The sequence below is a fragment of the Bradyrhizobium sp. WSM1253 genome (assembly GCF_000244935.1).
Lineage (GTDB): Bacteria > Pseudomonadota > Alphaproteobacteria > Rhizobiales > Xanthobacteraceae > Bradyrhizobium > Bradyrhizobium canariense.
Window position 1 is genome coordinate 1,321,952 of the sequence record NZ_JH600073.1, and the last position, 24,842, is coordinate 1,346,793.

Sequence of the window (24,842 nt, forward strand, 5' to 3'; positions counted from 1 at the left end):
CCGTCCCCTTTATTACGATGCCGCCTTCAGCTTCGGCGCGGCGCCGGGCTTGGGCCGCCCAATCTTCGCCAGGGCTTCGGCACGTACGAGCTTCAGCCCTTCCTTGGCGTCGTAGCCGTGGATTTCCTTCACATCGAGCTTGCGCATGAAGTCGATGGTTTCCTGGGTGATGACCTGCCCCGGCACCATGATCGGGAAGCCCGGCGGATACGGGATCACGAAACTGGCGGAGACGAGGTCGGGACCGGCCTTGAGACGACGGTCGATCTCGGAATCGCCGAGCCGGATATATTCGCATCCCGCTGCGTCATAGGCCGAGTAGAAGCCGCTACGAATGTCGCCCTCGTTGGTCCTGGTGCCGGCATCGCCACGGAAACTGTCGTGGAACTGCGAGAAGTTCGGCAAGTCGGGCACATCGGTCATCAGGCTCTTGACGCGCGCCTCGAAGGTCTTCTTCGCATTGGCGCCGCCCTGAACCAACCCGCGGTCGACCTCTCCCGCGATCTCGGCCAGCACCCTCACCAGATGCGCGACGTCGCTGCGGGTATTGTTGATGTTGGACTGGAACAACACAGAATTGCGCGATGTCTTGTTGATCTGGATGTTGTAGTCGTTGGCCAGGATGCCCTTGAACTGCGTACCGTCGTAGCCGGCGGTGCCGCAGACCAACGTCATCCGGGTCGGGTCGAGGCAGAACTCGTCGTCGTCCAGGCTCTTCAGGACGCTCGCCCAGTTCATGCCTGTTGCGAGATAGTCGGTGAAGCCGCTCTGGCGATATTGCGCCGGCACCATCGCGTCCGCACCGAGAATCCGGAAGTATTTCGAGATCAGCGGATTGCTGTTGACCGCTTTGCGGATCGCGAACGCAATTTCGATCGCGTTGGCGACGAGACCGTAGCCCTCAAGCTCCATCTGGCGCCGCGAGACATCGAGGCTGGCGATGAGCTGCTGGTTCGGGCTGGTCGACGCGTGCGTGAACACCGCCTCCTTGAACTGCTGCTCGACGGTGTGGAATTCGACGTCCTTGACCGACAGCATCGAGCCCTGCCGGATCGCCGACATCGACTTGTGGGTCGAGTTGGTCTGGTAGACGCGCAGGCGGATCTGACGCGGATCCGGGATCAGACGAGTCTTGAGCAGCACCTCGTCCGAGGGGGTCTTGCCGAGGTCGGCCTGCTGCTTCTCGTAAGCCGCGACCGATTTCGGATCATGCATCCAGGTCTCGATCTCGTTGGCGGCGCCCATCGCGGTCCGTCGCCGCAGGAACGGAGAGAAGCGCGCGAAGCCGAACCAGGCTTCGTCCCACAGGAAGATCAAATCTGGCTTGATCGCGAGACATTCCTCCATCACCCGGCGGGTGTTGTAGATGTGGCCGTCGAAGGTGCAGTTGGTCAGGTCAAGCATCTTGACGCGGTCCAGGCGGCCGTCGGCTCTGGCATTCAGCAGGGCCTGCTTGATGGTCTTCAGCGGCACCGCGCCATACATCGAATATTCGGTCATCGGGAACGCTTCGACGTAGATGGGCTGAGCACCGGCCAGAACCATGCCGTAATGGTGCGACTTGTGGCAGTTACGATCCACGATCGCGATGTCGCCTGGCCCGAGCAGCGCCTGCACCGCCATCTTGTTGGATGTCGAGGTGCCGTTGGTCACGAAGAACACGCGATCGGCGCCGAGCGCGCGTGCCGCCTTATCTTGCGCTCTCTTGATGGTGCCCGTCGGCTCCAGCAAACTGTCGAGACCGCCGGTGGTCGCGCTGCTCTCGGCCAGGAACAGGTTCAGCCCGTAGAATTCGCCCATATCGCGGATCCAGTCCGACCTGAAGACAGATTTGCCGCGAGCGATCGGTAGCGCATGAAACGTCCCGATCGGGCGTTGCGCGTATTTCTTGAGATTGTCGAAGAACGGTGTGTCGAAGCGATCCTGGATCCCTTCGAGGATGGAGAGATGCAGCTCGAGGAGCTCTTCGATGGAGTAAAATATCCGCCGAACCACATTGGCTTCGGGGTTCCCCGCCATTGCCTCCACGTCGCGATTCGACATCAGGTAGATGTCGAGCTCGGGACGTACCCGCTTGATGACGTGCGCCAGCCGGAGCGCGGACGCGTCCGCCTCGTCCTTGATGCCCGCGGCGGCGGTCATGGTGCGGAGTATCGGCGCATCGTGGCGCGAGCGCAGGCCGAACCCTTCGTTGATGACGACGGCGGCGATATTGGGGTTGAGCATCGTCGCGCAGAAGGCGTCTTCAAGACTACCGACGATCACCGGCTCATAGACGAAAGAATCGACCGGACGGCGCAACTTGCGCCATTCGGCGGCGAGCGCCGGCCAATGGTTGGACGAAAGGCCGGTGACGATCAGTGTCTCGAAATAGGGTCGATGGCCCTCATGCGATCCGAAAGTTGACGGCACAAGCTCGGGCGCATCACCGTTGCCGTCGTCCTTGGCATTCCAGTCGCCGGCAAGCTGGCGGAAAGATCTCGTCATCAACGCCTGCGTGATGCGCGTCGCGAGAGCAAGTGAACCCGCCGCATCCCCGGCCGAGGCCGCTTCCCGCAAAGCCGCCATCAACTGCAGCCCCGGATAGCCGTGAAACTCCTCTATCACGGAGAGATCCGCCAGCGCCGCATCGTACTTCGTGCGGTCACCGCCGCGCGCCCATGCCTTCGCTGCCTCCACCAGATCGCGCCAATCATCCGCCCGTCCGCCGGGCCCGGAAATGAACTGATCGATGCGCTTTTCTGTAGCCTTGGCGTCCTTGGACATGTCTCTCTCCGGATCTTTGCGACGTCTCGGCCGGGATCGTGATGCCCGCTCACCTCGGCCCATTGATCCAAGTCAAGGGTCGAGCGCCTTGAAGAGGCCCGGAACAATTTGCGATGCGGACATCGTCCAAGGCGCTACCGCGTGACCGATTGAGGATGATGGTGAGATCGCGTCAGAGCCGGCCCGCCCATAGGTCGGGCGTATCTTATGGATTGGGATCAGATGATTGCCCGGTCATGGTTTCCCCGAGTACGCTGTCAACCGAACGAAGCCACGTCCTGCTGTCGGTCTTTTCCGCCAAGCCTTCAGCCCGCAGCAGATCGCGTAATTGTGCGTGCGCGCCGACGATGCGGAAGGTGATATTCCGGGAGGCGAGTTCGTCATAGAGATCGTGCAGCATGCGCGCGCCGGCCAGATCGATGTAGGGCGCGGCCGACAGATCACAGACAACGAGCTTGACGCCGGCCGACAGCGGCAAGGTGCCTAACACTGTCTCCAGGATCGTTTCGGCATTGATGTAGAGCAGCGAGGCTTCGGGTCGAAACGCGATGATGCCGACCAATGGCTCGACGCCCTCGTGCCTCGCATTGTCGGAATAGCGGCCGGTACCGGGCAGCCGGCCGAGGAAAGCAACATTCGGACGCGAGGCTCGCGCCAGGAGCAGGAAGATCGACGCGACGGCCGCCAGCAAGACGCCCTGCAGGATGCCCAGGAGCAACACTGACAGGAGGGCAATCGCCGCGGCATAAAAGTCGATGCGGCTGACTTGCCACATTCGCAACAGCGCGCGGATGTCCACCAGCCTGTAGACGGCGGCAAAAACGATCGCCGCCAGGACCGCCTTGGGCAGGTTCGTCAAAAGCCCCGTGAAGAACAGCAGGCACAGCGCAAGCGCCGCCGAGCAGATCACCAGGGCCAACGGCGTGCGCGCCCCGGCATTGTCGTTGACCGCAGACTGCGACAGCCCGCCGGCCACGGGATAGCCGTGGCCGAAGGCGGTGACGAGGTTCGCCGCGCCGAGCCCCAAAAGCTCCTGCCGGACATCGAGGGCATAGCCGTGCTTGGCAGCAAAGCTGCGTGCGGCGGAGACGCCTTCGATATAGGCCAGCAGCACGCATCCCGCGGCCAGCGGGAAGAGCTCGTCGGGCTCCAATAGACCAAAGCTGGGTAATCCAAACGCCGGCAATCCCTCCGGAATTTTGCCGGTCACCGGCACGCCAAGCGACGGAAAGCCAAGCAGTGTCGCCAGCATGATCGATAGCGCCATGATCGTGAGCCCGACCGGCCTTCCCGGCAGCCGCCGCTCTCCCACCAGCAGGAACAAGAGCGCGATGGCTCCGATCGCCAGAACCAGCCAATTGACGCCGCCGAGCTGGCCGGCGAGCTTGATGGCGCGATCGAAGAAATTGTGACCGCCTCCGGCGACGCCGAACAGGCTCGGCAACTGGCTCATCATGATGGTGAGTCCCGCACCGGCCTTGAAACCGACCAGGATACTGTCGCTCACCAGGCGGACGAGAACGCTGAGCTTGAACAGCCACGCGATCAGACAAAGCAGCGCTACCGCACAGGCGGCTAGGCTCGCGATCTCGGCGTATTTCGCCGCGTCTCCGCCGGCCAGCGTCCCGACGGTCGCCGCAATCATCAGCGAGATCGCCGAGGTCGGACCGATTGCAAGCTGGCGCGACGACCCCAGCAGCGCATAGCCGACGCCGCCGAGCATGTAGCCGTAGATGCCGATTTGGGGCGGCAGGCCCGCCAGCGTGGCATAGGCCAGCGACACCGGAATGGCGTAGGCCGCGAGCGTGATGCCGGCGATGGCGTCCGAACGCAGCCAGGCGCGGTGATACCGCGCCAACCAGGTTGCGGGCGGAAACAGGAAGATCCAGCGCCATTTCCGCCCGGAAGACATCAGAGCCTGCCCTCCTCGCTTGAGACTTCGCAGAGCAACAGCACGACCAGCAGTGCGATCACGGGAAGACCGAGCGCCAGATTCGGGATTTGCTTGGTCGCGAAGGCGCCCACAGCCGCCCCTAGACCAAAGGCGACGCATAACGTGGCGAAAATGCCGGGGGGACGGAGCGTCCCATTGCCGGAGGCCGCAGCGAACAGCCCTTCAATCGCCTGCCGCATGTTGCCCGTGATCATGACGGAGCTGTAGAGCGCGCCCTCGACCCTCGTGAAGACCGCGCTCTGTACGGCGGCGACGAAGGAAATGCCAAGCGTTCCCGCGAGATCCGGCAGGCGATTGTGCAGGATGGCGATGGTGACCAGCAGCAGGATTTCGATCAGTGTACCGATCGCGCTGGCGCGCCCTCCGGTCGCCCGGCGCAGCCATGCAGCGACCAGAATACCGGCGGCGAATGCAAGGATCGGCGGGACGAAGTGCAGCGCCTTCGTCCAATTTCCGATCGAGCCATAAACCCACAACAGCACAAGGTTTGCGGTCTGGGCATTGGCCATCACGCCGTGGATGATCCACGTATAGGCGTCGATATAGCCGCCGGCGAAGGCAAGCAGCAGCGCAATCGGCGCCGTTTCGTCGCGGCGTATCGACGAAGCAACGGCGGTATCCATCGTGCTCAGGTCCCCACGTCAAATCCTGCGGCTCAACACGGAGCGGGTTAACCCCCGGCAGGGGTTGATCTGAATCAAGCATCGCCAGGTTTGACGAACCAGATTTAGCACAAATCGCTGGAGGGCATGCGCCATGAGCACGGTCAGATGGATCATCTCCGCCGCCCCGGAAATTTTCCTGCTGCTGTCGGTTGCGCTGGGCACCATTCTTGGCCGCGTCAGAATCCGCGGTTTTTCGATCGGCACCACGGCCTGCACGCTCATCGTTGCCGTCCTGATCGGGCAGCTTGGCACCTTCACGTTTCCGTCCTTGCTCAGGGTCATCCTCTTCAGCCTGTTCGTGTTCACGATCGGCTACCGGTCCGGACCCGAGTTCTTTGCCTCGTTGAGCATCCGGACCCTGGCGCAGGTTGCGCTCGCACTCGTGCTTGGCGGCACCGGCCTCGTCATCGTTCTCGTATTTGCCCATGTGTTCGCGCTCGGTCCCGGCACCGCTTCCGGTCTTGCTGCGGGAGCCCTGACACAATCGTCGGTCATCGGCACCGCATCTGGCGCACTAGCTCAGCTCGGACTCCCCAAAGAGTTGCTGCAGCAGCAGGACGCCAATATCGCGGCCGGCTACGCCGTCACCTACGTGCTCGGCTATATCCTCACGCTCCTGTACGTGCCGTTCGTCGCGCCGAAATTGATGCGGATCGATTTGAAAGCGGAAGCTGCAAAGCTCGAGGCGGAGCTGTCGGGTGGCAACCCGCCGCAGACCGAAAATCTGCATTATCGAAAGTTCCAGGCGCGCGCGTACCGGGTGTCGGCAGCGGCGGGACGGACCGTCGGCGCCGTCGAAGACCAGATCGGCAGCCGCAGCGTGATCGAGCGGATCGTGCGCCAGGGCGCTGACGTCGAACCGCATCGCGACACCGTTCTTGAAGCGAACGACGACATCGTTATCGCGGGCCGCACCGCCGCCATCGTCGCTGCAAAGCCGATTGTTGGCACAGAAATCGACGCCGACGAGATCCTGAAGGCGCTTCCAGGCAACGTGGTCGACGTCCTCGTCGACAATCGCAAGCTCCATGGCCGCTCCGTCAAGGACATGGCTGAACGCGTCGGCGACGCCGCGCGCGGCGTGTTCCTGCGCACCCTGACGCGGATGGGACGCGAGGTCCCGTTGAGCGCGGACACCCGCGTCTATGTCGGTGATGTCATGACGCTGGTCGGCAGCACCCGCAACATCGAGCGCGCCGCCTCGCAGGTTGGACAGATCCTGAGCTCCGAAGACCGCACCGACATCGCATTCCTTGCCGCAGGCATTGCCATAGGTCTGCTCGCCGGCCTCGCGAGCGTCAAGATCGGTTCAGTGCCTCTGACTCTGGGCGGCGGCGGCGGTGCCTTGATAGCGGGACTTTTCTGCGGCTGGCTGCGCTCGCGCCGGCCGACGATGGGTGCAATGCCGCCCGCCGCGCAGCAAACGCTGAGCGACCTCGGGCTCGGCGGCTTTATCGCCGCGATCGGGCTCGGCAACGGCCACGCGGCCTGGGTCGCGATCCAGTCGCACGGCATGCTGCTGGTCGGCATGGGCCTGGTCGTCACGCTGGTACCGCTGATCGTGACGACCCTGTTTGCCCATCGCGTGCTCCGCATGAACCCGGTCATCATTTGCGGCGCGCTGGCCGGCGCCATGACTGTCGACGCCGCGGTGACCGGGGCCTGCGAAGTTGCAGAAAGCCAAACGCCGGTGCTTGGGGTCGCTGTGCCCTACGCGGTCGGCAACGTTGTGCTGACTGTGCTTGGCCCGATCATCGTGGCCAGCACTTTCGCCGGTTGAAGGAGGCGCACGTGAATTTGCGGCATGCTTCAACAGTGACCTACCTGGCGGGAGCACTGAGCATCCTGGCCTGCTTTCTTGCCCCTGTGCGCGCCGACGACAATGTTCGGATCCAGGAAGAGGTCTGGGCCCTGCCGCTCCCGCTGCCGATGTTTGCCTATGTGGTGCGGCCGGTCGGCGATGGCCCCTTCCCGCTGGCGATCATGAACCATGGCGTCTCGCTCAAAGCGGTCGACCGAAGCTTTTTCCCGCTGGTGGAATTCCGCAATGCCGCGAAGTGGTTCGCCAGCCGCGGCTATTTCGTCGTAGCGCCGGTCGGAACCGGCTACGGCGCGGCCGCCATCGATATTCCCGAGCACGGTCTTTACGGGCCCTTCTTCTCCAAGGTCGGAAGCTGCACCAATCCGAACTTCCACGACGCCGGGCGTGCGGTGGCACAGGTCGATCTCTGGATCATCGACTACATGGTGGCCGAGAAACGCGTTCTGCCGAAGGACGTGATCGTCATCGGACAGTCCGCAGGCGGCTGGGCTTCCATTGCGCTCTCCAGCGCAAATCCTCCGCAGGTCAAGGCGATCATCACCTTCGCCGCAGGACGCGGCGGCCGCGTCGATGGCAAACCCAATAACAATTGCGCACCGGACAAGCTGGTCGAAGCGACCGCCGATTTCGGCCGGACGTCGCGGGTGCCAATGCTGTGGTTCTATATCGAGAACGACACGTTCTTCGGCCCTGCCCTATCGAAGCGCATGCATGAGGCCTTCACCGCGGCCGGCGGCAGGGCCGAATATCATCTGATGCCGCCCTTCGGCAGCGAAGGACATTTCTTCATCGGCTCGCCCGACACGATCCCGATGTGGTCACCGCTCGTCGAACGATTTCTTGACGCGCAGAAATAGCCGCAGAGGCTGACGTGGAGGCAGAACATGATTGACACAACTTCAGTGCTTTCGTCTGGGCGTGCGCTCGTCTGCGTGTCGATATTGTTCGCGGCGGCTCTTGCCGGACCAGCTTCGGCGCAGAATGCAGTCGCGCCCAAGCCGGCTCCAGAGGCAAAGTCCGCCGAAATCGCGCCTCGCGGACAGCGCGAAGCCAAGGACATCACCTATAGCGACTGGCGGAAGCTTTGCGTCAAGCCCGGCGGTGCGCCGATGCTGTGCCGGACCTCGATCACCGGCAAGTTTGCAACGGGCCAGATGGCGGTGCGCGTGGACCTGATCGAGCGCGACGGCGACCGCACTGCCCGGCTGCAAGTGTTTGTCCCCGTCGGGATGTATCTGCAACGGCCTGCCAAGCTGACCGTCGATCAGGGAACTTCCAGATCGTTGCCCTACACCTGGTGCCTGACCAATACCTGTATCGCCGCAGACGCCGCCGATCCCAGGTTCATCGAGGACATGGAAGCCGGCAAGACTCTGGTGCTCGAGGTCACCGATTCCAACCTTCTGTCTCTGACGACATCGTTGCCGCTGGCACAGTTCGGCTCGGCTCACAACGGCGCGCCCGCACAGACTCTGGAGCAGGACATCGACGAGTGAGCAGCGGCGGCTTCAGCCATGCTCGGCGCAGGCGCGTTCAATGGAGTCGATGAGTGCGCTTGCTGCAAAGGGCTTGGCCAGATAGGCGGCGCACCCGGACTGAATCGCGGCAGCCTGATTTGCCTGGCAGTCGTTGCCGGTAATATAGATGATCGGGACACTGGCACACTCGCTCGCGAGCCTGCCGCGGAGTGAGATACCCGACTCTCCGTTCAGATTGATATCCAGAACGATGCAGCACGCCTCTTCGATGCAGCCATAACGAAGCAGCGCAGCGGCGGAATCAAAAGCAACCGCTTCAAACCCATGCTTTCGAAGCAACCGCTCCAAGCTTCGGCGCATCGATAAATCATCATCCACGACGTAAATCGGCTTACGTGCAAACAATGGGCCCGTCTTTCTGATTGGAAACCTGGCACTCGCGTCGCAACGACGCTACGCGGCAAAGGTTCCTGCGCTAATCCGACGGCTAACGACGCCGGTATGTAGGCGGCCCAGGGCGAATTATGTCAATAACATTTCATATTGTCCCATCGTACAGGTCTGATCGCAGACCTGACGAAGCGCACGAAAACCGGACTGCGTCACACCTTTGCCGAATCCAGCAGGCCGAGCCGCTCGGCAGCGGACACCAATTCGGCAAACGATAGTACCTGCATCTTTGTCATCACTTGGTGGCGGTGCGCCTTCACCGTGCGTTCGGTCGTTCCAAGCTCGTAGGCGATCTGCTTGTTGATCTTCCCGCGCACGATCAGGTCGAAGACCTGTCGCTCGCGTCGCGATAGAGACCTCAAGCGAGAACGTACCGAATCGAGCTTGCTTTGTTGGCTCCGCGCCACCTCCTGTTGAGCCATTGCCCGCTCAATCGCATCGATCAACTGTTCCGACGACACCGGCTTGGTCAGAAAATCCTCTGCGCCGGCCTTGATTGCACGGACCGTCGTCGCGGTATCCGCATGTCCGGTCAGAAAGACGATGGGCAGCGGCGAATGGCATTGGACGAGCGAGGCTTGCAACTCCGGCCCGCTCAGGCCCGGAAGCTGCACATCGAGCAAGATACATCCCGGATGGTCGGCCCCTGGCGGATCATCCAGCAGCTGCTGGGCAGACGCGTAGGTCACAACTTCATACCCAGCCAGTTTGAGCCGACGCTGAATCGCCATCCGAAAGGATGCGTCGTCGTCCACGACATATACGAAGCCGGACAAGTTTTTTCCCCTCGATGGGTACTTCAAATGCAGAAAGACCAGACGTGCCGTTGATGCCTAAGCAAAGCAGCCCAATTGGGATGCTGCAATCGGGAACGAAGCGTCCGTTTTCGGCATATTGCCGCACCATCTGACAGACACTCTGACGGGTTCTCAGTCAGCGCATCGAACCCCTCCTGTACCTTGGTACAATGCACCTACAGACAATGGTTGAAAACCCCAATTATCGCCTAAACAACCTTCGCGGGAAGCGGATTTTCGGCGGCTCCTTATTCCCGCGATGGAAATACCGCGTCACCATCAGTTCGGGAGTTGGCCATGTTCGTTCGCACCGCTGCCGACGCCTCCTCGCGGCTTCATTCGCTCCGCGAGCTAGGGTTAAACACCGATTCAAACCCGATCATCAGTTTAAACGAGTTTACCTATAAGAAGGGCTCCGAAGTCTACGGCGAAAAGGAGCCCGCAGAGTACGTCTATCAGGTGAAGAACGGCGCTGTGCGGAGCTACAAGCTGCTGTCGGACGGCCGCCGCCAGATCGGCGCATTTCATCTTGCGGGCGACATCTTCGGGCTGGAAAACGGCAGTGCGCACAGGTTCACGACGGAAGCGATCGTCGATACCACGGTTCGCCTGGTGAGGCGCCAAAGTCTCGAGCTGGTCGCGCAGGACGACGCCGTGGTGGCTCGCAACCTGCTGAGCATGACCACGACCAACCTTCAGCATGCGGAAGACCACATGCTGCTGCTCGGCCGCAAGACGTCGCTGGAGCGGGTCGCAGCCTTCCTGATCGAGATGGACAAGCGGCTGACAGCCGCCGGGATCATGGCGCTGCCGATGTCGCGGCGCGATATCGCCGACTATCTCGGATTAACGCTGGAAACCGTCTCCCGCGCATTATCGCGGTTGCATGAACTCGGTATCCTCGGCTTCGTCGGAAATACCCAGCGCCAGATCGTGCTGCTGGACCGGCTGAAGCTCGCTAGCCTCGATCTCCAGAACTAGACTTAGGCGCCGCAATCGCCGCGAGATGTTCAACCGTCTTGCGCAGGACCTCGAAAAGAACCGCGGTCGACCAACCAAACATCAGGATGCCGTTCATGGCGGTCATAGGTCCGGTCAGCCGCCAGCCCGCCACGGGCGTGATGTCCCCATAGCCGAGCGTGGTGTAGTTCACGAAGGTGAAATATAGCAGATCGCTTCCCGGAGGCGCCGCGCCGACCGCCGCATAGGCGAGCGCCCAAATGAGAACCTCGAGGACGTGCGCGACCATCAAAATGACAGCAGTGATGACCATCACGGCCATCAGGTGCGACCGCGGCCGCGCCGTATGCTTCAATCCGGCGGTACGGGCGATGTCGATGGCCGCAACGGTCACCAGCGCGTGAATCATGATGTTGATCACGCTGATCAAGGTACCGAGCAGGAATTGAACCGCCAATACGCACTCCTGGTGCCGACATCGAAGAAGCCGTCCGATGATTCCGCAAGCGCCGACCACGGGACCCCGTTGACGCTTGACCGCAACCCCGATCAAGGGGAACCGATCACGACGCCCCCTTTGATGCTGTCGAGCTGCTGTTCATTAGCAGCGCCAACGTGTGTCTCGCGATCATAAGATCCACGTCGGACGGCAAGACGTAAACCGGAATGCGGCTCGCGGCAGACGATATCAACTGCGATTGCCGCGCGTTCTGCGCCACATCAAGCTTGACACCGAGCCATGCGAGCCGCTCCGCCACACGCAAACGGATCGACGCGGAGCTTTCGCCGATCCCGGCGGTGAAGACGAACGCATCGAGCCCCTGCAACGCAGCTGCGAGCATACCAGCGTTAAGGCTGACCCAGTGAACGAAATAGTCGATCGCAAATTTCGCGTTGACGTCTTTACTTGCCTCGAGCTGACGCATATCGCAGCTGAGGCCCGAGAGGCCGTTCAGCCCGCAATCTCCCTGGAGAAGCTCCTGCACTCTGGATGCTGCCATTCCCTTCTCCGAAATGAGATAAAGCACAACTCCCGCGTCGATCTGCCCTGGTCGCGCTTCCATCGGCAGTTCGTCAACCGCGGTGAAGCCCATGGTGCTTTCGACGCTCCGCCCTCCATCGAGCGCGCACATTGATGCCCCGCTCTCGAGATGCGCGACGATCACGCGTCCCATCGCGATTTCCGGCGCAACCCTCAGCAAGGTCTTCGCGATGTATTCGTAGGAAAGGCCATGAAATCCATAGCGCGGTACGCCCTCTGCATGAAGCCCACGAGGGATCGCGTCGTGGTCGGCCACCGCAGCATGTGTTCGATGAAATGCGGTCTCGAAGCAGGCGACCTGCGGAAGCGTCGGGAAGTCAGCCAGGATCGCTCGAATGGGCGCCAGATTGTGCGGTAGATGAAGCGGCGCCAACGCCGTCAGTCCTTCCAGGCGAGCCAGCATCCCCTGATCAATCAGGACCGGCCGGTCATGCTCCGCACCGCCGTGAACGACGCGGTGCCCGACAGCGATGGGGCTGATATGAAGCTCATCCCGCAACCAGGCGCCTGCAATGTTCAGTGCGGCCGGAATATCCCGCACTGCTTCGATCGGATAGGCGCGATTGGCAAGCGGATCGCCACCGGCGCTGCTCGCCTGCAGTCGCGGGCAACGTCCGATCCCGTCGATCCGCCCCTTGATCTGCTGCCGTAGGCTTCCTTCTCCTTCGACCGAATAAATACGGAATCTGAGGTGGGAAGAGCCGGCATTGATAACAAGAATGGTATCCATGGCGCTCACGTCGCACTCGTTGGAGCATGCCGAAGTCCTGCATCAATACCGGCGGCCACAGCAAGGGGACCAGGCGGGCCAGATATTTCCACCACCACGTTCCGACCTCGTTGTCGTATCGCTTTGCCTGAAAGGCTCAGTCGAATTGATATGCGTCAACGCTCGATCGCCAGTTTCGCCGGCACAGCACGTTCGGTACGAATCCAGGCCACCGTCAGCTCCCAGACCACAGATAGAATGATAGGTCCGATGAAGAGGCCGATGATCCCATGGAAGAGGGTTCCTCCGATCACCCCGATCAGGATCACGAGCGCCGGCGTGGTCAGGCCGCGGCCCATGACAAGCGGTTTCAGGATATTGTCGAGCACCGACACGATCACGAGAAACACCGTCAGCAGGAGCGCGATCGGAAATTCCTTGTCGGTCCAGATCCAGATGATAACCGGCAGGATGACGATGGTCCCGCCGATCTGCACGATCGACAGCAACAGCACCACGAAGGCAAGAAGGCCCGCGCTGGCGATGCCGGCGAGCTTGAAACCTATTCCCGCCAGCAAGGCTTGGATGATAGCAACGCCGATCACGCCTTGAGCCACCGCACGGATCGTGGCTCCCGCCAAGTCCAGAAAATGCTCGCTTTGGTCCGGCACGATGCGCGACAGAAAGCTGCGCCCTGCGGCCACGAGCTGAGGTCCATACGGAAACAGCACGCCGGCCACCGCCACCGACAGCAGAAACTTGACCGTTCCCACACCGGCATTGCCGGCAAACCCAAGCAAGGTGGTCGCGAATGGCTTCAAATAGGGCACGACCGCGCGCAAGAGCGACCGGAGGTTGGTCGTCGCCTGATCCCAGAGATCGAAGAGCTGAGGCCCGATGACTGGCCACTCCTTGAGCGACTGCGGCGGCGAAGGCACATGCAATTCACCGGCCGTCACCTGGGCGGCCAGATCGGTGATCCCGTCGACCGCGCCCATGCCCAGCCAGGTCGCCGGTCCGATCACCACAGCCAGGTTGACGAGCGTGAGGATCGTCGCCGCAAGCTTCGGCCGCCCACCGAGAATGTCGCTGAGGCGCCGAAAAACCGGGTTCAGCGCAGCAGCAAGCACGACACTCCAGGCCAATATGGGGATGAATGGACGGACCAGGAGGAGCGCCCAGACGAGCAGCAGCCCGAGCAATCCGAGCCGGATCAAAAGCTGGATGATCTCGTCTCCAGAGAATATCTGACGGAGTGTTTTCACGGACGCGCCTTCAGTCATGCCGCGCATGCTGAGGCGAACTAGCCCCTGCTCTCACGCCGCACGCTTGATCCAGATCAAGCGTCGAGCCTCTTCTAGGGCTGTGGTCCGGTCTAGGGCTGCGGTCCGGAGAGAGTCAGCTCACGCTCGGCCCGAAATACGTTGCCGTAGAGACTCGCTATCCATTGCCGGCCTCGAGACGTCACGTTCAGATAACGTATCGCCGGTTGGATCTGGGGAGCTACGTTACTCCAATAGAATTGTGGATATTTGTAAACGATGTCCGCTGGCGTCGCGTAGCCCAAGGTCTTGTTGAGGCCGATCTCCTCGAACTCGTAGAACAGCGCGTTGGACTTCTTCAGATAGTTGGGATCGCCGAGCTGAGCGATGAGATCGGCGGCCCGCAACAGCAATCCCTCCTCTTCAATGAGGCTGTCATTCGAAGACATCGTGTAAGGAAACCGGGTATCTTCGATCGCCCGAGCGACCCGATCGGCATCCACCTGCTCGACGGAATCCAACCGTTCCAGCACGAACAGTTTCGACCGATCGACATGGTATGGCGCGAGAGCCGCATCGGACGATCCTCGCGGCAGACGAACCGTGTTGCCGGTGACGTCCGCGATGAACAGATCGTCCTCATCGCCCTGAACGACGCCGCGGACGTATCCGATGTCGTGGGCAAGGCACGCCAGAATGAAATTCGCATAGTCGTTTGCCGTGGTGGGCCGGAGCAGCGCGCGGCCTGTCAGGATATCGTGCCCGGCAAGGGTCACGAGCAACGTATGCTCGATGTTGTGATAGAGAGCATCGCTGTTGCCGATGCACTCCATCGTGAGCTTGGCTGCAAATGGAAGCAATTCGGTCAGGCCGGCATGCGAGGCGCCGAACCGGTCCTTGGTTTCCGTCGTCAGAAACGCGCCCAGAGCTTGCGACACCAGTTCCGGAACTGTGATCATCAGGCCGCTCCACTATGCAAGTGTCGACGATATGCAGATCGAGCCGTTGCGATTAATGTTCGCTATATTCGCAGGTTCTTCAAGCCCGCCGCGCTCTGCGACCTAAGGACGATCCATCTGGCGCCGCGCCTCGGGCAAGCGGGCCCGTGACCGGCCGGAGCCGCTCACGGCCTCCAAGCTCGCTCGTTGATTCAAATCAAGGCCAAGCCGGTAACGACCGCAAACATTTCATGTGCGCGGTCGTGCCGCCGGCGTGACGGAATTCTTCTCTCGCCGGTCAGTCGAGATTTAAACCCGTGGAGGATATGATGAGGTTCATCAAAGGAGCATTTCCAGCAATTCTTACTGTCGCGACCACCATGATTTCTGTAGCCGGAAGCGAAGCAGCGCCCTTGCCGACCAACGTCGGCGCCATGAGAGCCACGCTCGATAATGACGTGGTGAAAGTGCGCTACGGAGGCTGGGGTTATCGCGGCGGATGGGGCGGAGGCTACCGCGGAGCGGGATTGGGCTATCGTGGTTTGGGCTATCGCGGCGCCGGATATGGCTACAGAGGTTACGGATATCGAGGCTACCGTGGCTGGGGCGCCGGCGCGGTGGTTGCGGGCGCTGTCGTGGGTGGCGCGATCGCAAGCTCCGGCTACTATGGTGCATATCCTTCCTACGGCGGCGGATACTCCTCTTACGGCGGAGGATACGGCTATGAATATTGTCCGCCCAGTGCCTACAGCGCCTACGGTAGCTATGGCGGTTATGGCGGCTACTATGCGAGGCGGAGCTACTATTCCGGCTGGTAGATCTGCCCCGGATTTTCCTGAGCACGCGCTCTTGGTGCCCGGGCTCGTCTTCGCGAGTCCTGAAAGCGCCAACGCGGCCGTATATTGCCAATATGTGGACTAGCCCGCGCATTGCGTTGCAAGACCGGGCGTCGTCTTGGGAGTGCGTCCCGTCGCGCGCGCTGCCGCACGAGAAGCAGTGCGGTCCGGCACTCCGACCAACCGCGGCGGTCCGGTCGATCGCGCCGGCAGACGCTGACTGGCTTGCACGATGAGACCACAAAAATGAGGGCCGACATGACTGCCGGCCCCCTGAAGACATCAGACCGGGAGAGTTCAGTACCTCGCGACGACCGGGTTGGCCCCTCCGAAGCGGTAGTTGAAGCGCACGGTGAGCATATCCACGTCCTGGGTGATCCGGTCGTTTACAAAAGCGGCAAGGCGCGGATCGGCGGCCGTGAACGAATTATTCCGATGCCCCATGAACAGATGGTCGTATTCGAGCCCCACCGACCAGTTCGGGGTGAAGCCATACTCGTATCCGACACCAATGACACCACCCCAGCGGGTTGCGCTTTGCGCCGCGAGCTCGGCGCCGGACGCAGTATCAAGCACGCTGAGACGATTGTCTGTTACCGCAGCGCCACCCTTCACGTAGAACAGTGACGCATTCCAGGCGTAGCCGATCTGGCCGGTGAAGAGGCCGATGGCGCTCGTTTTGGCGCGCGTGGAGAGCGCCGGATTGAACAGGCTGACGCGCTGGTTGCTGAGATCCGCCCAATCGCCCTGAGCCTCCAGACCAAACACCCACTGGCTGGCCTGCCAGCGATAACCGAGCTGGCCACCGATGACACCACCGGAACGATCGCGGCAGCCAGAGGCGACGGCGACTCCAGCCGCGTCAAGGAAATCGACGCAGTTGTGGTTCTGCGCCCAGCCACCATTGCCGCCGATGTAGAACCCCGTCCAATTGTAGATCGGAATGATCGGTGCCGGTGGAGGCGCCTTTACGGCCATATCGGCAGCCATGGCGGTCCCCGCCGTGCACAGCGCCACCAGACCAACGGTTGCTAGTAGAAGTCTTTTCATCATGCTCTCTCCTTGCCGGCCGCTTTTGATTGCCCGATCGGCGGCTTGTTGCACTGCAATCATCCCCCAACTTCCAGCTGAAACTCTACGGGCGACGCCACAAACTCCACGTGCCATAATGGCAACACTCAAGACATTTCGACGCGACATCGGCATGAGCACCAAGACATGCTGCCTATTTCTCCGGGTCGCGCTTGGCATCGTGGCCGGCAACCTCGTCGCCTCGGTCTTGCTCTATCCAGGACGGGATATCGCTCGAGGGAATCAGCCGTCGCGGCAAAAAGGGATTGAGCGTGCCTGCAAACACGATCAATCCCTCATTGAACTTCGCTCGCGCGAAAGCCCGCGCCTCGGCTTCGCTCTCGAATGTGCGTGTCTCCCGTGGACTTCGCCGCTTCGGCAAGGTCCCACGCTTGTGCACCTCGAATGTTACGTACCAGGTCTGCGGCATCCGCCAGCTTCCGGATCGCGATCAAGCAGACATCTGCCGGCGAACGATAATCGGTGAGGTCATGTCGGCGTCCTAATTGCGCCGCTCTTCACGGCGCTCCGTGCGCCCTGTACGCCTTTCCTGACGGCGTTCAGTCCGGCCCGCGCGCCGTTCCTGACGCCGCTCGTGGCGGGCTCCGCGCCTCTCCTGGCGTCGCTCCATGCCGATCGTCTGCGCCGGCGCTTCTGCTCCGAACAGGAACGTTCCGGAGGTCGCCAATCCGAGTACCGCGGCCCATCCGAGCAACGAAAGAGCCCGGCGACGATCGATTCGCTCAGACCTTGACGTTTCACTCATGTCAGTTACTCCCGATCTTCAAGGACGTTTGATTGGGCAATGCCTCGACGTGCACTCGTTGATAGTATCAATGGCGGGCGCCCCACTCCGAAGATGCGACGATAGGAGACGCTCACCAAACCTGGTTGCCGAACCAGCCGTATTGCGGCGGCCGCGCGACGAGCCGGATATTTTTTTCGATGTGCCTCCTCGCACTTTTGTTTTGGCGCTGCGGCTTCACATCCGCCTTTGTCGACGGACGCGCTGGCGGTCGTTCGGCATCGGGGGCTCCTAGCTGAGCAAAGGCCTCGCGAGCGCGCCTCTGTGAGACGTCGGCGCCGGGCAGGATACCAAGCTCGACCCTGGCGATGTCGGTTGCGACAATCGTCGGCAGGCTAGTGTCGAGAACGACCCGCTCGGGTAATTTCCAATCGGAATGGATGCGGATGGTCGCGGAGCGCGCAGCTCCACCGTGGATGGCGGGCCGATCCGGCACCAGTGCGTCCACAACAAAGAGCATCGCGAGCAACGTACTGCCGACATAGAGCAGATATCGTGAGATGGGCATTGTCGGCGCCATTGCCGCCGCAGATCTTCGCCGGGCAAGCAACGGGCCACGGCGGCAGAATTGGCGAAGCAATGCAACCTGCATGGCATGGCTGCCTAAATCGAGCCGCCGCTTCTGCCGCGGCGCGCCCCTGGTGAAGCACTTGCTGGGGCATGGCGGCGCTTCGTCGGTAAGCGCACGCACGCTGCAGCAGGCGAATATTCACCGCGTCCGAACGCGGCTTCGCTTGAGCCAGATCAACGAATTGAACTATCGCAACACGGCCTCGCATAGTATCGCACGGCTTGGTCAGTGGCCGTGACCTGCCCCTTGGTACAATGACCGGAAGGGCAATTGCAGAGGTGTGGCACGCAACGCAGAATTCTCACCGTGTACATCGAGCTTCTGGCAGGGAGGGCCGATGATGAGTCAATTCGAGCTGAGTTCGCGCGCAGCACTTTGCCGGCAGCTTGCAAGCCAGGATCCGGCAAACCAAACGGTCTGGATGGCCGAGGCAAGAAGCTGGTCACGGCTGGCCGCCGAGATGCTTCCTGATGAGCACCAATTGAAAGGCGGCATCACCGCCCGGTTATTCTTCGCCTTCAACAAATTGGTCGCGGCGCAACACGAGCCTGCGAACCAAACGGCAGAAATGATGAAAAGTAGATCCAAACGCGTCATACCGCCTCGGAGCTTGTCACCGACTGCCTGACGCATTCCAGCGAGAAGCGTTCGCACGATTGCATACATGGCTCAAGTATGGAGAGAGCCGGTGCACCACGTGACAGCATGCTTTCCGATGCGACCCGGCGGGCTGCACTCGTCGGACGTCAAAGCGTCGTCATCCAGATTCCCTTAACTCGATCTGAACTTGACCCGGTAAAATCGAAGACGAAGCAGATGCGATTTGTTGAATCCCTTGATCTAAAGCAAGCCGCCGCCCTGGTGCTGCGTTGGTGTGGTGGCGTTGAAGTTCATTTTTGGAGAACGTCCATGAAGTCGATAAGCGCAAGGAAGATTGCCGTTGCCGTCGCCGCGCTCGTATGCGGCACGACGCTGTCCATCGGCTGGACCGATCAAGGCGGAGTTTCGCTGGGGCTCGACAAGGCGCAAGCGGCGACGAGGTTGTACGTCACTCCCTATTATCGCGGACACTACTACACTAACGAGGGTCTGCCCTGGTACGCCGTGCGAGCCTATTACTTCGGCGGACCGTGGAGCTATGGCTATAGCGGCTGGACCGACTATGCGGCGCGCAACGGCATCGGTTGCGTCCCAGGCTCGTTGGTGAAGGGCGGCGATGGCATCATGTACGTGTGCCAATAGAGCTTGATGATGGCGCGATGGGCGGCGCTCATTAAGCCGCCTGTCGCGCTAATCTGAGCTCAGGAGATCGACGGCTGAGGGGGAGGATACCGTGACCTATGTTCTGGTCGTCATCAGCTGGCTCGGCGTCGCGAATGGCGCCGTCATATCGACACAAGAATTTTCAAGCGCAGAGCGTTGCGAAGCAGCCCGGACGGCGCTGATGGAATACGCGAAAGCGCGCAGCAGCGACGAGACACTGAGGCCGCTCTGCATACAGAAGTAAAAACGAGGCGAAAAGGGTGACGCATGTACCCGAACCCGACTGAATCGTTCTGGTGGTTCGCCTTCGGTTACCAGCTTACGATTTCGACGGTTCCTTGATCTTGATCAATGGTCCGAGCCCCAGTCCATGGAGCGTCCAAATTCACTCTCACAGGCGGAGACTATTATGAAGCTTGGTTTGGTCACAAAATTATCACTCGCAGTTGCCGTGGTCGCCCTCGGAGTGTCCGGCTCGATGGACTGGTCGGTGGACGAAGGCCTTTCGCTCTCGCTCGGCCGGGCTGAAGCACGGGTCGGGCGGCCCTTGACGCCCGTATCAGTCGCCGGCGTAGCACGGCGCACCACCAGGCGCGCGGTCGTCGGCGGCGCAGCAGTTGGTGCAGCCGCTGTCGGTACGGGATGTGTCCGCGTTCTGGTCAATGGCAGCTACGTCTGCCGCTGATAGCCGTCGTAGCCGGCTCTGAACATCGTATCCTGCCGGACGATTTTTCTGCAGCATGTACTGTTCAGGTTTCGGAGCGCGATGGACGTTGCCACATGCGAGCGGCGATGCACCGAACAAATCCTCGTCGGGCCACTGGGAGATTTTTCAGTCTCCCAGCGGCCCTTTGGCGTCCCCGTCGCTTCCCTTCAGCAACTCGTATTTGATCCGCCGCATGCGTGCCTGGGCTTCGAGCGGCTTGCAATAGGCGGTTGACGCTGCGAGCAGATCGATGGTGGCGAGAAATGCATAGCGCGACGCCGTCGGCTTGAGCGCGTCGGGCGCTTCCGGCACGTGCACGCCGAGCACAATATCGCCGATCGAGGCCAGCCTGCTTTGCAGCTTGGTAATTGCGACGACCAAGGCGCCGTATTGCTTGGCGATACTGGCTGCCTCGATCACCGCGTTCGCTGCACCGGTGGTCGAGATAGCAACGACGACATCATCCCGTCCGAGGGTCGCGGCGATCATCCGCATCAAGCTCGGATCGGAGGCATGCGAGACGGCAATCCCAAGACGAAAGAACCGGTTCTGAACCTCCGCCGCCGCAAGAGTGGAACCGCCCCCAACCCCGAACGCGGCAAGCTTCGAACAGCGCGAGATAGCTTCGGCAGCCCTCTCGATGTCTTCCTTGCGAAGTCCTTCCTCGGCGGCGGCAATTGCACGGCGAATTTCCTGAAACACCGACCGCCAGAGCGCGGGGCGCGCCAGATCGGTCCCGACATGCGGGGGAAGCTCAACGTAAATCCGTCCGACCGCCATTGCTTGAGCCAACCTCACCTTGAGGTCGCGGACGCCCCGACAACCGACGGAGCGGCTGAACCGGGTTACCGTCGGCTCGCTGACGCGCGCCCGACGGGCCAACTCGGAATTGCTGGCGTGAACGGCAAACTCCATATCGGCCAGCAGCACCGTGGCAACGCGTTGCTCCGAGGGGCTGAGGCTTGGAGCGCTTTGCCTGATGAGGGAGATGATGTCGCCGGCCACGACATTGTCGTCGCCCGACGGCTTCGAGATCGCTGTACCAACGGCTCTCGCCGGATGATTTCGCTTTGCACGCGCCATTGCCCGCCCTTCCCCAGGTCAGATCAACCTGCGCCCTTGGCAAGAAGCTGCCGTAAGAAACCTTCAGCATCGACCAAACGTATATCGGCATGCCCCATCAAGAACAGCATTTTCCGCTTGATAATTGTCAAATTGTGTATGTAACTTTCGAACAACCAATAGCGTGCCATCAGCCCAACAGCTGAAAGGCACATCCCCTGCACCGGGAAGCAGGCGGTTCAACAAGGCGGGAGGGCGATCATGAGATACGGTCCAAGTGTCTTGATGCGTGGCGTCATGGGGCTGGCCACTGCGTCGTTTTTGATTGCGCAGGCCAATGCCGCCACCCTGCTCCGCGAAGCCACCATCGGAGAACCGCCGCCGCTCGATGTCATGCTGACGACAGCCGACGTCGCATCGGTCATCGGCCGCCACATCTTCGAGACCCTGTATGCCCTGGACTCGACCTATACGCCGCGTCCGATGCTGGCCGAGAGCGATCGCACGGAAGACGGCGGTCGGACCATCGTCATCAAGCTCCGCGAAGGTGTCCTCTTCCACAACGGCAAGGAGATGACCGCCAAGGACGTGGTCGCCTCGATGACGCGATGGGGCAGTTTCGGTGCGCGTGGCAAGCTCCTGATGGCGGCGGCTACCTCGGTCGAGGCGACCGGAAAGTATGAAGTCACGCTGAAATTGTCCGCGCCGAACGGCGCCTGGAAGGCTCTCATTGCGGACGTCAATGGCGGCCTTGCGATCTATCCGGAAGACATAGCCGCCAAAGCGGGAAACCGGCCGATCGAGCAAAAGGACTATATCGGCACCGGACCCTACAAGTTCGTGGAGTGGCGGCCGAACCGCTATGTCGAGGTGGAGAGGTTCGAGGGCTACAAGCCAGTCAAGGAAAAGGGGGACGGCTTCGCCGGCGCCCGCGTTGCGAGCTTCGACAAGATCCGGTTCATTCCGGTGCCTGACGTCGGCACGCGCGTGAGCGGCGTGCAGGCGGGCGACTACGACTACGCGGAAATGATCTCCGGCGATCTGTACGAGTCCCTGAGCAAAGATCCATCGGTTCAGGTGCAGCGTACCAACGCGCCGATCTTCGGCCTTTTCTTCATGAACTCGAAGCAGGGAATCCTGAAGGACAATTACAAGCTCCGCCGCGCCATCCAGACCGCGCTGGACAAGTCGCAGGCATTGCGCGTCGCCTTCGGTCCCAAGGACCTGTGGAATGCCGAAGGATCGATCTTTCCAAACGGCACACCCTGGTACTCGACCGAAGGCGCCTCCAATTACAGTGCGCACGATCCGAAGAAGGCCAAGGAGCTCGCAAAGGAGGCGGACTACACGGGGACGCCGATCCGCCTGCTGGTCTCGACGAACTACCAGGCACACTATGATGAAGCCTCTGTCTTCACCCGCCAGCTGGCCGACGCCGGCATCAATGTTCAGATGATGGTCGTCGATTGGGCGACCCTTCTGAAGATGCGCGGCCAGCCGGAACAGTGGGACATCTTCGTCACCCACCATTCCTTCGCGCCCGACCCGCTGCTGCTCACGTTCCTGAATGCGAGCTATCCCGGCTGGTGGGACAGCCCCGAGATCGGCTCGCTTCGGGCAGAGTCGATCAACACGACCGATCCAGCTGCGCGCAAGTCGACATGGGACAAGATCCAGTCGCTGATCTATGAGCAGGTACCGGTGATGAAAGTAGGCGATGCCTACACCTATGACATTGCGTCTCCCAAGCTCAAGGGGCTCAATCCAAACGGTCCCGTGTTCTGGAATGTGTCCACGAAATAAGGACGGACAATGAGGCCGCGAGGACTGTCGAGCGCCGGCGCCGGCGCGCATCGTTGCCGCTGACCAGGCGCCCAATCACATGTGGTCTTACGCATTCAAGCGCGCAGGAACGACGGCGGTGACGCTGCTGGCAGCGTCCATCATCATCTTCGCATTCATCCATATCGTGCCGGGTGACCCGATCTATGTTCTGCTCGGTGACACCGCGACGCCCGACCAGATCGACGCCTTGCGACACCAGCTCGGTCTCGACCAGCCGATCATCCTGCAATATCTCACTTGGGCCGGCCATGTGCTCGAGGGCGATCTCGGGCGGTCGATCTTCTTCCAGGCGCCCGTGCTGTCGGTGATTGCCGATGGCGCCGAGACCAGCATCTTGCTCGCCACCATGACGATGATCTGGGTTGCGGTCATCGGCGTGCCGATCGGCATGATTGCGGCGGTCCGGCACGGCACGTGGCTCGACCAGGGATTGTCCGGTGGGGCGATGCTGATGGCCTCGATACCCACGTTCTGGGTCGGGCTCTATCTGATCCTGATCTTCGCCGCTTGGCTCGGCTGGTTTCCGAGCTCCGGTTATCCGTCGATCTTCGAAGGCGGTGTCGTCAATCTCCGCTATCTCGTCCTCCCCAGCCTGGCGCTTGCGGCTCCGAATGCCGCTTTGATCCTGCGGCTGACGCGCGCCAGCATGCTCGACGTCTCCCGGGAGGACTACGTGCGCACGGCGCGTGCAAAGGGAATTAGGCCGTGGCAGGTCGTGCGTCGTCACATCTGGCGTAATGCACTGCTGGCGGTCGTCTCGGCCTTCGGCTTCACCTTCGCCGCACTGTTGTCCGAAGCGGTGGTGACCGAAACCGTCTTTGCCCTGCCCGGCATCGGCCGCCTCGTCGTTCAGTCGATCCTTCGTCGAGACTACCCTGTGATCCAGGGCGTCATCCTGGTCATCGTGGTGGTTTATCTCCTGATCAATTTGATCGTCGATCTGAGCTATCGTCTGCTCGATCCGCGGGTTGAACTTCAATGAGCAGCAACAGCGTGATTTTGTGGCTCAAGCCGTTCATCGCCCGTCCGATCGCGCTGGCCGGGCTCGGGGTCCTTCTGGCGACCGTGCTCGCCGCGATCTTCGCACCCTGGCTGTCGCCTTACGATCCGTATGCCATCGATCCGCTGATCCGCCTGACGCCCCCGAACGTGACCCACTGGTTCGGCACCGACCAATTCGGCCGGGATACCCTGTCGCGCACCATTCATTCAGCACGCATGGCACTTCTGATCGGCTCGGGCGTGGTCGTCTTCGCTCTCGCGACCGGCGTTCCGGCCGGCGTACTTTCCGCTCTGTTCCCGCGGCTGGGTCACCTGCTGATGCGCATGGTCGACGTGCTCATGGCCTTCCCGACTCTGCTTCTCGCACTCGGCCTGATTGTCATCTTGAGCCCGAGTGTGGCCACCGTCATCCTGGCCATCGGGATCGGCTACATGACGACGACGACCCGGATCGTCTACGGACTGACACTGCGCTTGCGCGCGGAAACCTATGTCGAGGCGTCGCGCAGCATGGGCGCCGGAGCGGCATGGCTCATCAGTCGGCACATCTTGCCGAACCTGGTCTCACCACTTCTCGTGCAGGCCAGCTTCGTCTTCGCGTTCGCGCAGCTCGGCGCGGCTTCACTCGATTTCCTGGGCCTCGGCGCCCCGCCGGACATTCCGAGCTGGGGCAATATGCTGGCGGAATCGCGGACCTTCATCACGCGCGCTCCGTGGCTGCTCTTCTTTCCGGGCATGATGATCGTGGCGACGGCGTTTTCTCTGAACCTGGTCGGCGATGCATTGCGCGATCGACTCGATCCGCGATTCCGTCAGGTCTTTGGTGAGAAGGGTTAGG

At 61.5% G+C, this 24,842-nt stretch carries 25 protein-coding genes; 12 read left to right on the forward strand and 13 right to left on the reverse strand.

Annotation, left to right across the window (positions count from 1 at the left end; all coding sequences use genetic code 11):
- Nucleotides 1–12: 12 nt before the first annotated feature.
- The 3 genes from BRA1253DRAFT_RS08175 to BRA1253DRAFT_RS08185 all read right to left on the reverse strand — a co-directional run bounded on the left by BRA1253DRAFT_RS08175 (nucleotide 13) and on the right by BRA1253DRAFT_RS08185 (nucleotide 5,343).
- Nucleotides 13–2,766, reverse strand: a complete 2,754-nt coding sequence (locus tag BRA1253DRAFT_RS08175; protein ID WP_007592967.1) for a decarboxylase — start codon at nucleotides 2,764–2,766, stop codon at nucleotides 13–15.
- 205 nt (nucleotides 2,767–2,971) lie between these two features.
- Complete coding sequence (locus BRA1253DRAFT_RS08180; RefSeq protein ID WP_007592968.1) at nucleotides 2,972–4,678, reverse strand: SulP family inorganic anion transporter; 1,707 nt, start codon at nucleotides 4,676–4,678, stop codon at nucleotides 2,972–2,974.
- Nucleotides 4,678–5,343: a YoaK family protein gene (locus BRA1253DRAFT_RS08185; protein ID WP_007592969.1), complete on the reverse strand. Its 666-nt coding sequence runs from the start codon at nucleotides 5,341–5,343 to the stop codon at nucleotides 4,678–4,680. The genes BRA1253DRAFT_RS08180 and BRA1253DRAFT_RS08185 overlap by 1 nt, the downstream gene beginning before the upstream one ends.
- A gap of 133 nt (nucleotides 5,344–5,476) precedes the next feature.
- On the opposite strand from BRA1253DRAFT_RS08185, the gene aspT reads away from it, so the two are divergent.
- Genes aspT through BRA1253DRAFT_RS08200 form a run of 3 tightly spaced genes read left to right on the forward strand, consistent with a single transcriptional unit; the run spans nucleotide 5,477 to nucleotide 8,703 of the window.
- Nucleotides 5,477–7,165, forward strand: coding sequence for an aspartate-alanine antiporter (aspT, locus tag BRA1253DRAFT_RS08190; RefSeq protein ID WP_007592970.1), 1,689 nt, complete (start codon nucleotides 5,477–5,479; stop codon nucleotides 7,163–7,165).
- Nucleotides 7,166–7,221: 56 nt separating this feature from the next.
- Entirely contained in the window at nucleotides 7,222–8,064 is an 843-nt protein-coding gene (locus BRA1253DRAFT_RS08195) for a S9 family peptidase (protein WP_245286076.1), read from the forward strand.
- 27 nt (nucleotides 8,065–8,091) lie between these two features.
- The gene (locus BRA1253DRAFT_RS08200; protein WP_007592974.1) at nucleotides 8,092–8,703 is read left to right on the forward strand and encodes an invasion associated locus B family protein; all 612 of its coding nucleotides are present in this window, start codon (nucleotides 8,092–8,094) and stop codon (nucleotides 8,701–8,703) included.
- A gap of 12 nt (nucleotides 8,704–8,715) precedes the next feature.
- Here the strand turns inward: BRA1253DRAFT_RS08200 and BRA1253DRAFT_RS08205 are convergent, their stop codons facing one another.
- Nucleotides 8,716–9,090, reverse strand: coding sequence for a response regulator (locus BRA1253DRAFT_RS08205; protein ID WP_007592975.1), 375 nt, complete (start codon nucleotides 9,088–9,090; stop codon nucleotides 8,716–8,718).
- A gap of 197 nt (nucleotides 9,091–9,287) precedes the next feature.
- Nucleotides 9,288–9,911, reverse strand: a complete 624-nt coding sequence (locus BRA1253DRAFT_RS08210) for a response regulator transcription factor (protein WP_007592977.1) — start codon at nucleotides 9,909–9,911, stop codon at nucleotides 9,288–9,290.
- Nucleotides 9,912–10,229: 318 nt separating this feature from the next.
- Here BRA1253DRAFT_RS08210 and BRA1253DRAFT_RS08215 point away from each other — a divergent pair, with 318 nt between their 5' ends.
- The gene (locus BRA1253DRAFT_RS08215) at nucleotides 10,230–10,913 is read left to right on the forward strand and encodes a helix-turn-helix domain-containing protein (protein ID WP_007592978.1); all 684 of its coding nucleotides are present in this window, start codon (nucleotides 10,230–10,232) and stop codon (nucleotides 10,911–10,913) included.
- Here BRA1253DRAFT_RS08215 and BRA1253DRAFT_RS08220 read toward each other — a convergent pair.
- From BRA1253DRAFT_RS08220 to BRA1253DRAFT_RS08235, 4 genes are all read right to left on the reverse strand, one after another.
- Nucleotides 10,891–11,349 (reverse strand): potassium channel family protein, encoded by a 459-nt coding sequence (locus BRA1253DRAFT_RS08220; protein ID WP_007592980.1) that lies wholly within the window; start codon nucleotides 11,347–11,349, stop codon nucleotides 10,891–10,893. The genes BRA1253DRAFT_RS08215 and BRA1253DRAFT_RS08220 overlap by 23 nt on opposite strands.
- Nucleotides 11,350–11,455: 106 nt before the next feature.
- Entirely contained in the window at nucleotides 11,456–12,664 is a 1,209-nt protein-coding gene (locus tag BRA1253DRAFT_RS08225) for an acetate/propionate family kinase (protein WP_007592982.1), read from the reverse strand.
- Nucleotides 12,665–12,819: 155 nt separating this feature from the next.
- The gene (locus BRA1253DRAFT_RS08230) at nucleotides 12,820–13,935 is read right to left on the reverse strand and encodes an AI-2E family transporter (protein WP_007592983.1); all 1,116 of its coding nucleotides are present in this window, start codon (nucleotides 13,933–13,935) and stop codon (nucleotides 12,820–12,822) included.
- Between the two features lie 83 nt (nucleotides 13,936–14,018).
- Nucleotides 14,019–14,864, reverse strand: a complete 846-nt coding sequence (locus tag BRA1253DRAFT_RS08235) for an HD domain-containing protein (RefSeq protein WP_007592985.1) — start codon at nucleotides 14,862–14,864, stop codon at nucleotides 14,019–14,021.
- A gap of 359 nt (nucleotides 14,865–15,223) precedes the next feature.
- Between BRA1253DRAFT_RS08235 and BRA1253DRAFT_RS08240 the strand changes: the two genes are divergently transcribed.
- Nucleotides 15,224–15,661: a hypothetical protein gene (locus tag BRA1253DRAFT_RS08240; RefSeq protein WP_245285885.1), complete on the forward strand. Its 438-nt coding sequence runs from the start codon at nucleotides 15,224–15,226 to the stop codon at nucleotides 15,659–15,661.
- Nucleotides 15,662–15,976: 315 nt separating this feature from the next.
- On the opposite strand, the gene BRA1253DRAFT_RS08245 is transcribed toward BRA1253DRAFT_RS08240, so the two are convergent.
- From BRA1253DRAFT_RS08245 to BRA1253DRAFT_RS08255, 3 genes are all read right to left on the reverse strand, one after another.
- Nucleotides 15,977–16,732: an outer membrane protein gene (locus BRA1253DRAFT_RS08245; protein WP_007592988.1), complete on the reverse strand. Its 756-nt coding sequence runs from the start codon at nucleotides 16,730–16,732 to the stop codon at nucleotides 15,977–15,979.
- 172 nt (nucleotides 16,733–16,904) lie between these two features.
- Entirely contained in the window at nucleotides 16,905–17,180 is a 276-nt protein-coding gene (locus tag BRA1253DRAFT_RS44855) for a hypothetical protein (RefSeq protein WP_007592990.1), read from the reverse strand.
- A gap of 448 nt (nucleotides 17,181–17,628) precedes the next feature.
- Nucleotides 17,629–18,147 (reverse strand): hypothetical protein, encoded by a 519-nt coding sequence (locus BRA1253DRAFT_RS08255; protein ID WP_007592992.1) that lies wholly within the window; start codon nucleotides 18,145–18,147, stop codon nucleotides 17,629–17,631.
- 316 nt (nucleotides 18,148–18,463) lie between these two features.
- Between BRA1253DRAFT_RS08255 and BRA1253DRAFT_RS08265 the strand changes: the two genes are divergently transcribed.
- The 4 genes from BRA1253DRAFT_RS08265 to BRA1253DRAFT_RS41280 all read left to right on the forward strand — a co-directional run bounded on the left by BRA1253DRAFT_RS08265 (nucleotide 18,464) and on the right by BRA1253DRAFT_RS41280 (nucleotide 20,074).
- Complete coding sequence (locus BRA1253DRAFT_RS08265) at nucleotides 18,464–18,754, forward strand: hypothetical protein (RefSeq protein ID WP_157158565.1); 291 nt, start codon at nucleotides 18,464–18,466, stop codon at nucleotides 18,752–18,754.
- A gap of 77 nt (nucleotides 18,755–18,831) precedes the next feature.
- The gene (locus BRA1253DRAFT_RS45115) at nucleotides 18,832–19,368 is read left to right on the forward strand and encodes a hypothetical protein (RefSeq protein WP_245285886.1); all 537 of its coding nucleotides are present in this window, start codon (nucleotides 18,832–18,834) and stop codon (nucleotides 19,366–19,368) included.
- Between the two features lie 91 nt (nucleotides 19,369–19,459).
- Nucleotides 19,460–19,633: a hypothetical protein gene (locus tag BRA1253DRAFT_RS44860; RefSeq protein WP_007592998.1), complete on the forward strand. Its 174-nt coding sequence runs from the start codon at nucleotides 19,460–19,462 to the stop codon at nucleotides 19,631–19,633.
- A gap of 165 nt (nucleotides 19,634–19,798) precedes the next feature.
- Nucleotides 19,799–20,074, forward strand: a complete 276-nt coding sequence (locus tag BRA1253DRAFT_RS41280) for a hypothetical protein (RefSeq protein ID WP_007593000.1) — start codon at nucleotides 19,799–19,801, stop codon at nucleotides 20,072–20,074.
- A gap of 147 nt (nucleotides 20,075–20,221) precedes the next feature.
- Here BRA1253DRAFT_RS41280 and BRA1253DRAFT_RS08275 read toward each other — a convergent pair whose 3' ends face one another.
- Nucleotides 20,222–21,100: a MurR/RpiR family transcriptional regulator gene (locus tag BRA1253DRAFT_RS08275; protein WP_245285887.1), complete on the reverse strand. Its 879-nt coding sequence runs from the start codon at nucleotides 21,098–21,100 to the stop codon at nucleotides 20,222–20,224.
- 318 nt (nucleotides 21,101–21,418) lie between these two features.
- Between BRA1253DRAFT_RS08275 and BRA1253DRAFT_RS08285 the strand changes: the two genes are divergently transcribed.
- From BRA1253DRAFT_RS08285 to BRA1253DRAFT_RS08295, 3 genes are all read left to right on the forward strand, one after another.
- The gene (locus BRA1253DRAFT_RS08285) at nucleotides 21,419–22,960 is read left to right on the forward strand and encodes an ABC transporter substrate-binding protein (RefSeq protein ID WP_007593004.1); all 1,542 of its coding nucleotides are present in this window, start codon (nucleotides 21,419–21,421) and stop codon (nucleotides 22,958–22,960) included.
- Between the two features lie 79 nt (nucleotides 22,961–23,039).
- Nucleotides 23,040–23,984, forward strand: a complete 945-nt coding sequence (locus tag BRA1253DRAFT_RS08290) for an ABC transporter permease (RefSeq protein ID WP_007593006.1) — start codon at nucleotides 23,040–23,042, stop codon at nucleotides 23,982–23,984.
- Nucleotides 23,981–24,841: an ABC transporter permease gene (locus tag BRA1253DRAFT_RS08295; RefSeq protein ID WP_007593008.1), complete on the forward strand. Its 861-nt coding sequence runs from the start codon at nucleotides 23,981–23,983 to the stop codon at nucleotides 24,839–24,841. Before BRA1253DRAFT_RS08290 ends, BRA1253DRAFT_RS08295 begins: the two co-directional genes overlap by 4 nt.
- The last annotated feature ends 1 nt before the right edge of the window (nucleotide 24,842 follow it).

Bases quoted from the DNA above. Each gene is read 5' to 3' on its own strand.
- BRA1253DRAFT_RS08180 (WP_007592968.1), bottom strand. From the start codon at position 4,678: ATGTCTTCCGGGCGGAAATGGCGCTGGATCTTCCTGTTTCCGCCCGCA.
- BRA1253DRAFT_RS08185 (WP_007592969.1), bottom strand. From the start codon at position 5,343: ATGGATACCGCCGTTGCTTCGTCGATACGCCGCGACGAAACGGCGCCG.
- BRA1253DRAFT_RS08240 (WP_245285885.1), top strand. From the start codon at position 15,224: ATGATTTCTGTAGCCGGAAGCGAAGCAGCGCCCTTGCCGACCAACGTC.
- BRA1253DRAFT_RS08245 (WP_007592988.1), bottom strand. From the start codon at position 16,732: ATGATGAAAAGACTTCTACTAGCAACCGTTGGTCTGGTGGCGCTGTGC.
- BRA1253DRAFT_RS08230 (WP_007592983.1), bottom strand. From the start codon at position 13,935: ATGCGCGGCATGACTGAAGGCGCGTCCGTGAAAACACTCCGTCAGATA.
- BRA1253DRAFT_RS45115 (WP_245285886.1), top strand. From the start codon at position 18,832: ATGCTTTCCGATGCGACCCGGCGGGCTGCACTCGTCGGACGTCAAAGC.
- BRA1253DRAFT_RS08265 (WP_157158565.1), top strand. From the start codon at position 18,464: ATGATGAGTCAATTCGAGCTGAGTTCGCGCGCAGCACTTTGCCGGCAG.
- BRA1253DRAFT_RS08255 (WP_007592992.1), bottom strand. From the start codon at position 18,147: ATGCAGGTTGCATTGCTTCGCCAATTCTGCCGCCGTGGCCCGTTGCTT.
- BRA1253DRAFT_RS08175 (WP_007592967.1), bottom strand. From the start codon at position 2,766: ATGTCCAAGGACGCCAAGGCTACAGAAAAGCGCATCGATCAGTTCATT.
- BRA1253DRAFT_RS44855 (WP_007592990.1), bottom strand. From the start codon at position 17,180: ATGCCGCAGACCTGGTACGTAACATTCGAGGTGCACAAGCGTGGGACC.
- BRA1253DRAFT_RS08295 (WP_007593008.1), top strand. From the start codon at position 23,981: ATGAGCAGCAACAGCGTGATTTTGTGGCTCAAGCCGTTCATCGCCCGT.
- BRA1253DRAFT_RS08235 (WP_007592985.1), bottom strand. From the start codon at position 14,864: ATGATCACAGTTCCGGAACTGGTGTCGCAAGCTCTGGGCGCGTTTCTG.
- BRA1253DRAFT_RS41280 (WP_007593000.1), top strand. From the start codon at position 19,799: ATGAAGCTTGGTTTGGTCACAAAATTATCACTCGCAGTTGCCGTGGTC.
- BRA1253DRAFT_RS08285 (WP_007593004.1), top strand. From the start codon at position 21,419: ATGAGATACGGTCCAAGTGTCTTGATGCGTGGCGTCATGGGGCTGGCC.
- aspT (WP_007592970.1), top strand. From the start codon at position 5,477: ATGAGCACGGTCAGATGGATCATCTCCGCCGCCCCGGAAATTTTCCTG.
- BRA1253DRAFT_RS08200 (WP_007592974.1), top strand. From the start codon at position 8,092: ATGATTGACACAACTTCAGTGCTTTCGTCTGGGCGTGCGCTCGTCTGC.
- BRA1253DRAFT_RS08225 (WP_007592982.1), bottom strand. From the start codon at position 12,664: ATGGATACCATTCTTGTTATCAATGCCGGCTCTTCCCACCTCAGATTC.
- BRA1253DRAFT_RS08290 (WP_007593006.1), top strand. From the start codon at position 23,040: ATGTGGTCTTACGCATTCAAGCGCGCAGGAACGACGGCGGTGACGCTG.
- BRA1253DRAFT_RS08215 (WP_007592978.1), top strand. From the start codon at position 10,230: ATGTTCGTTCGCACCGCTGCCGACGCCTCCTCGCGGCTTCATTCGCTC.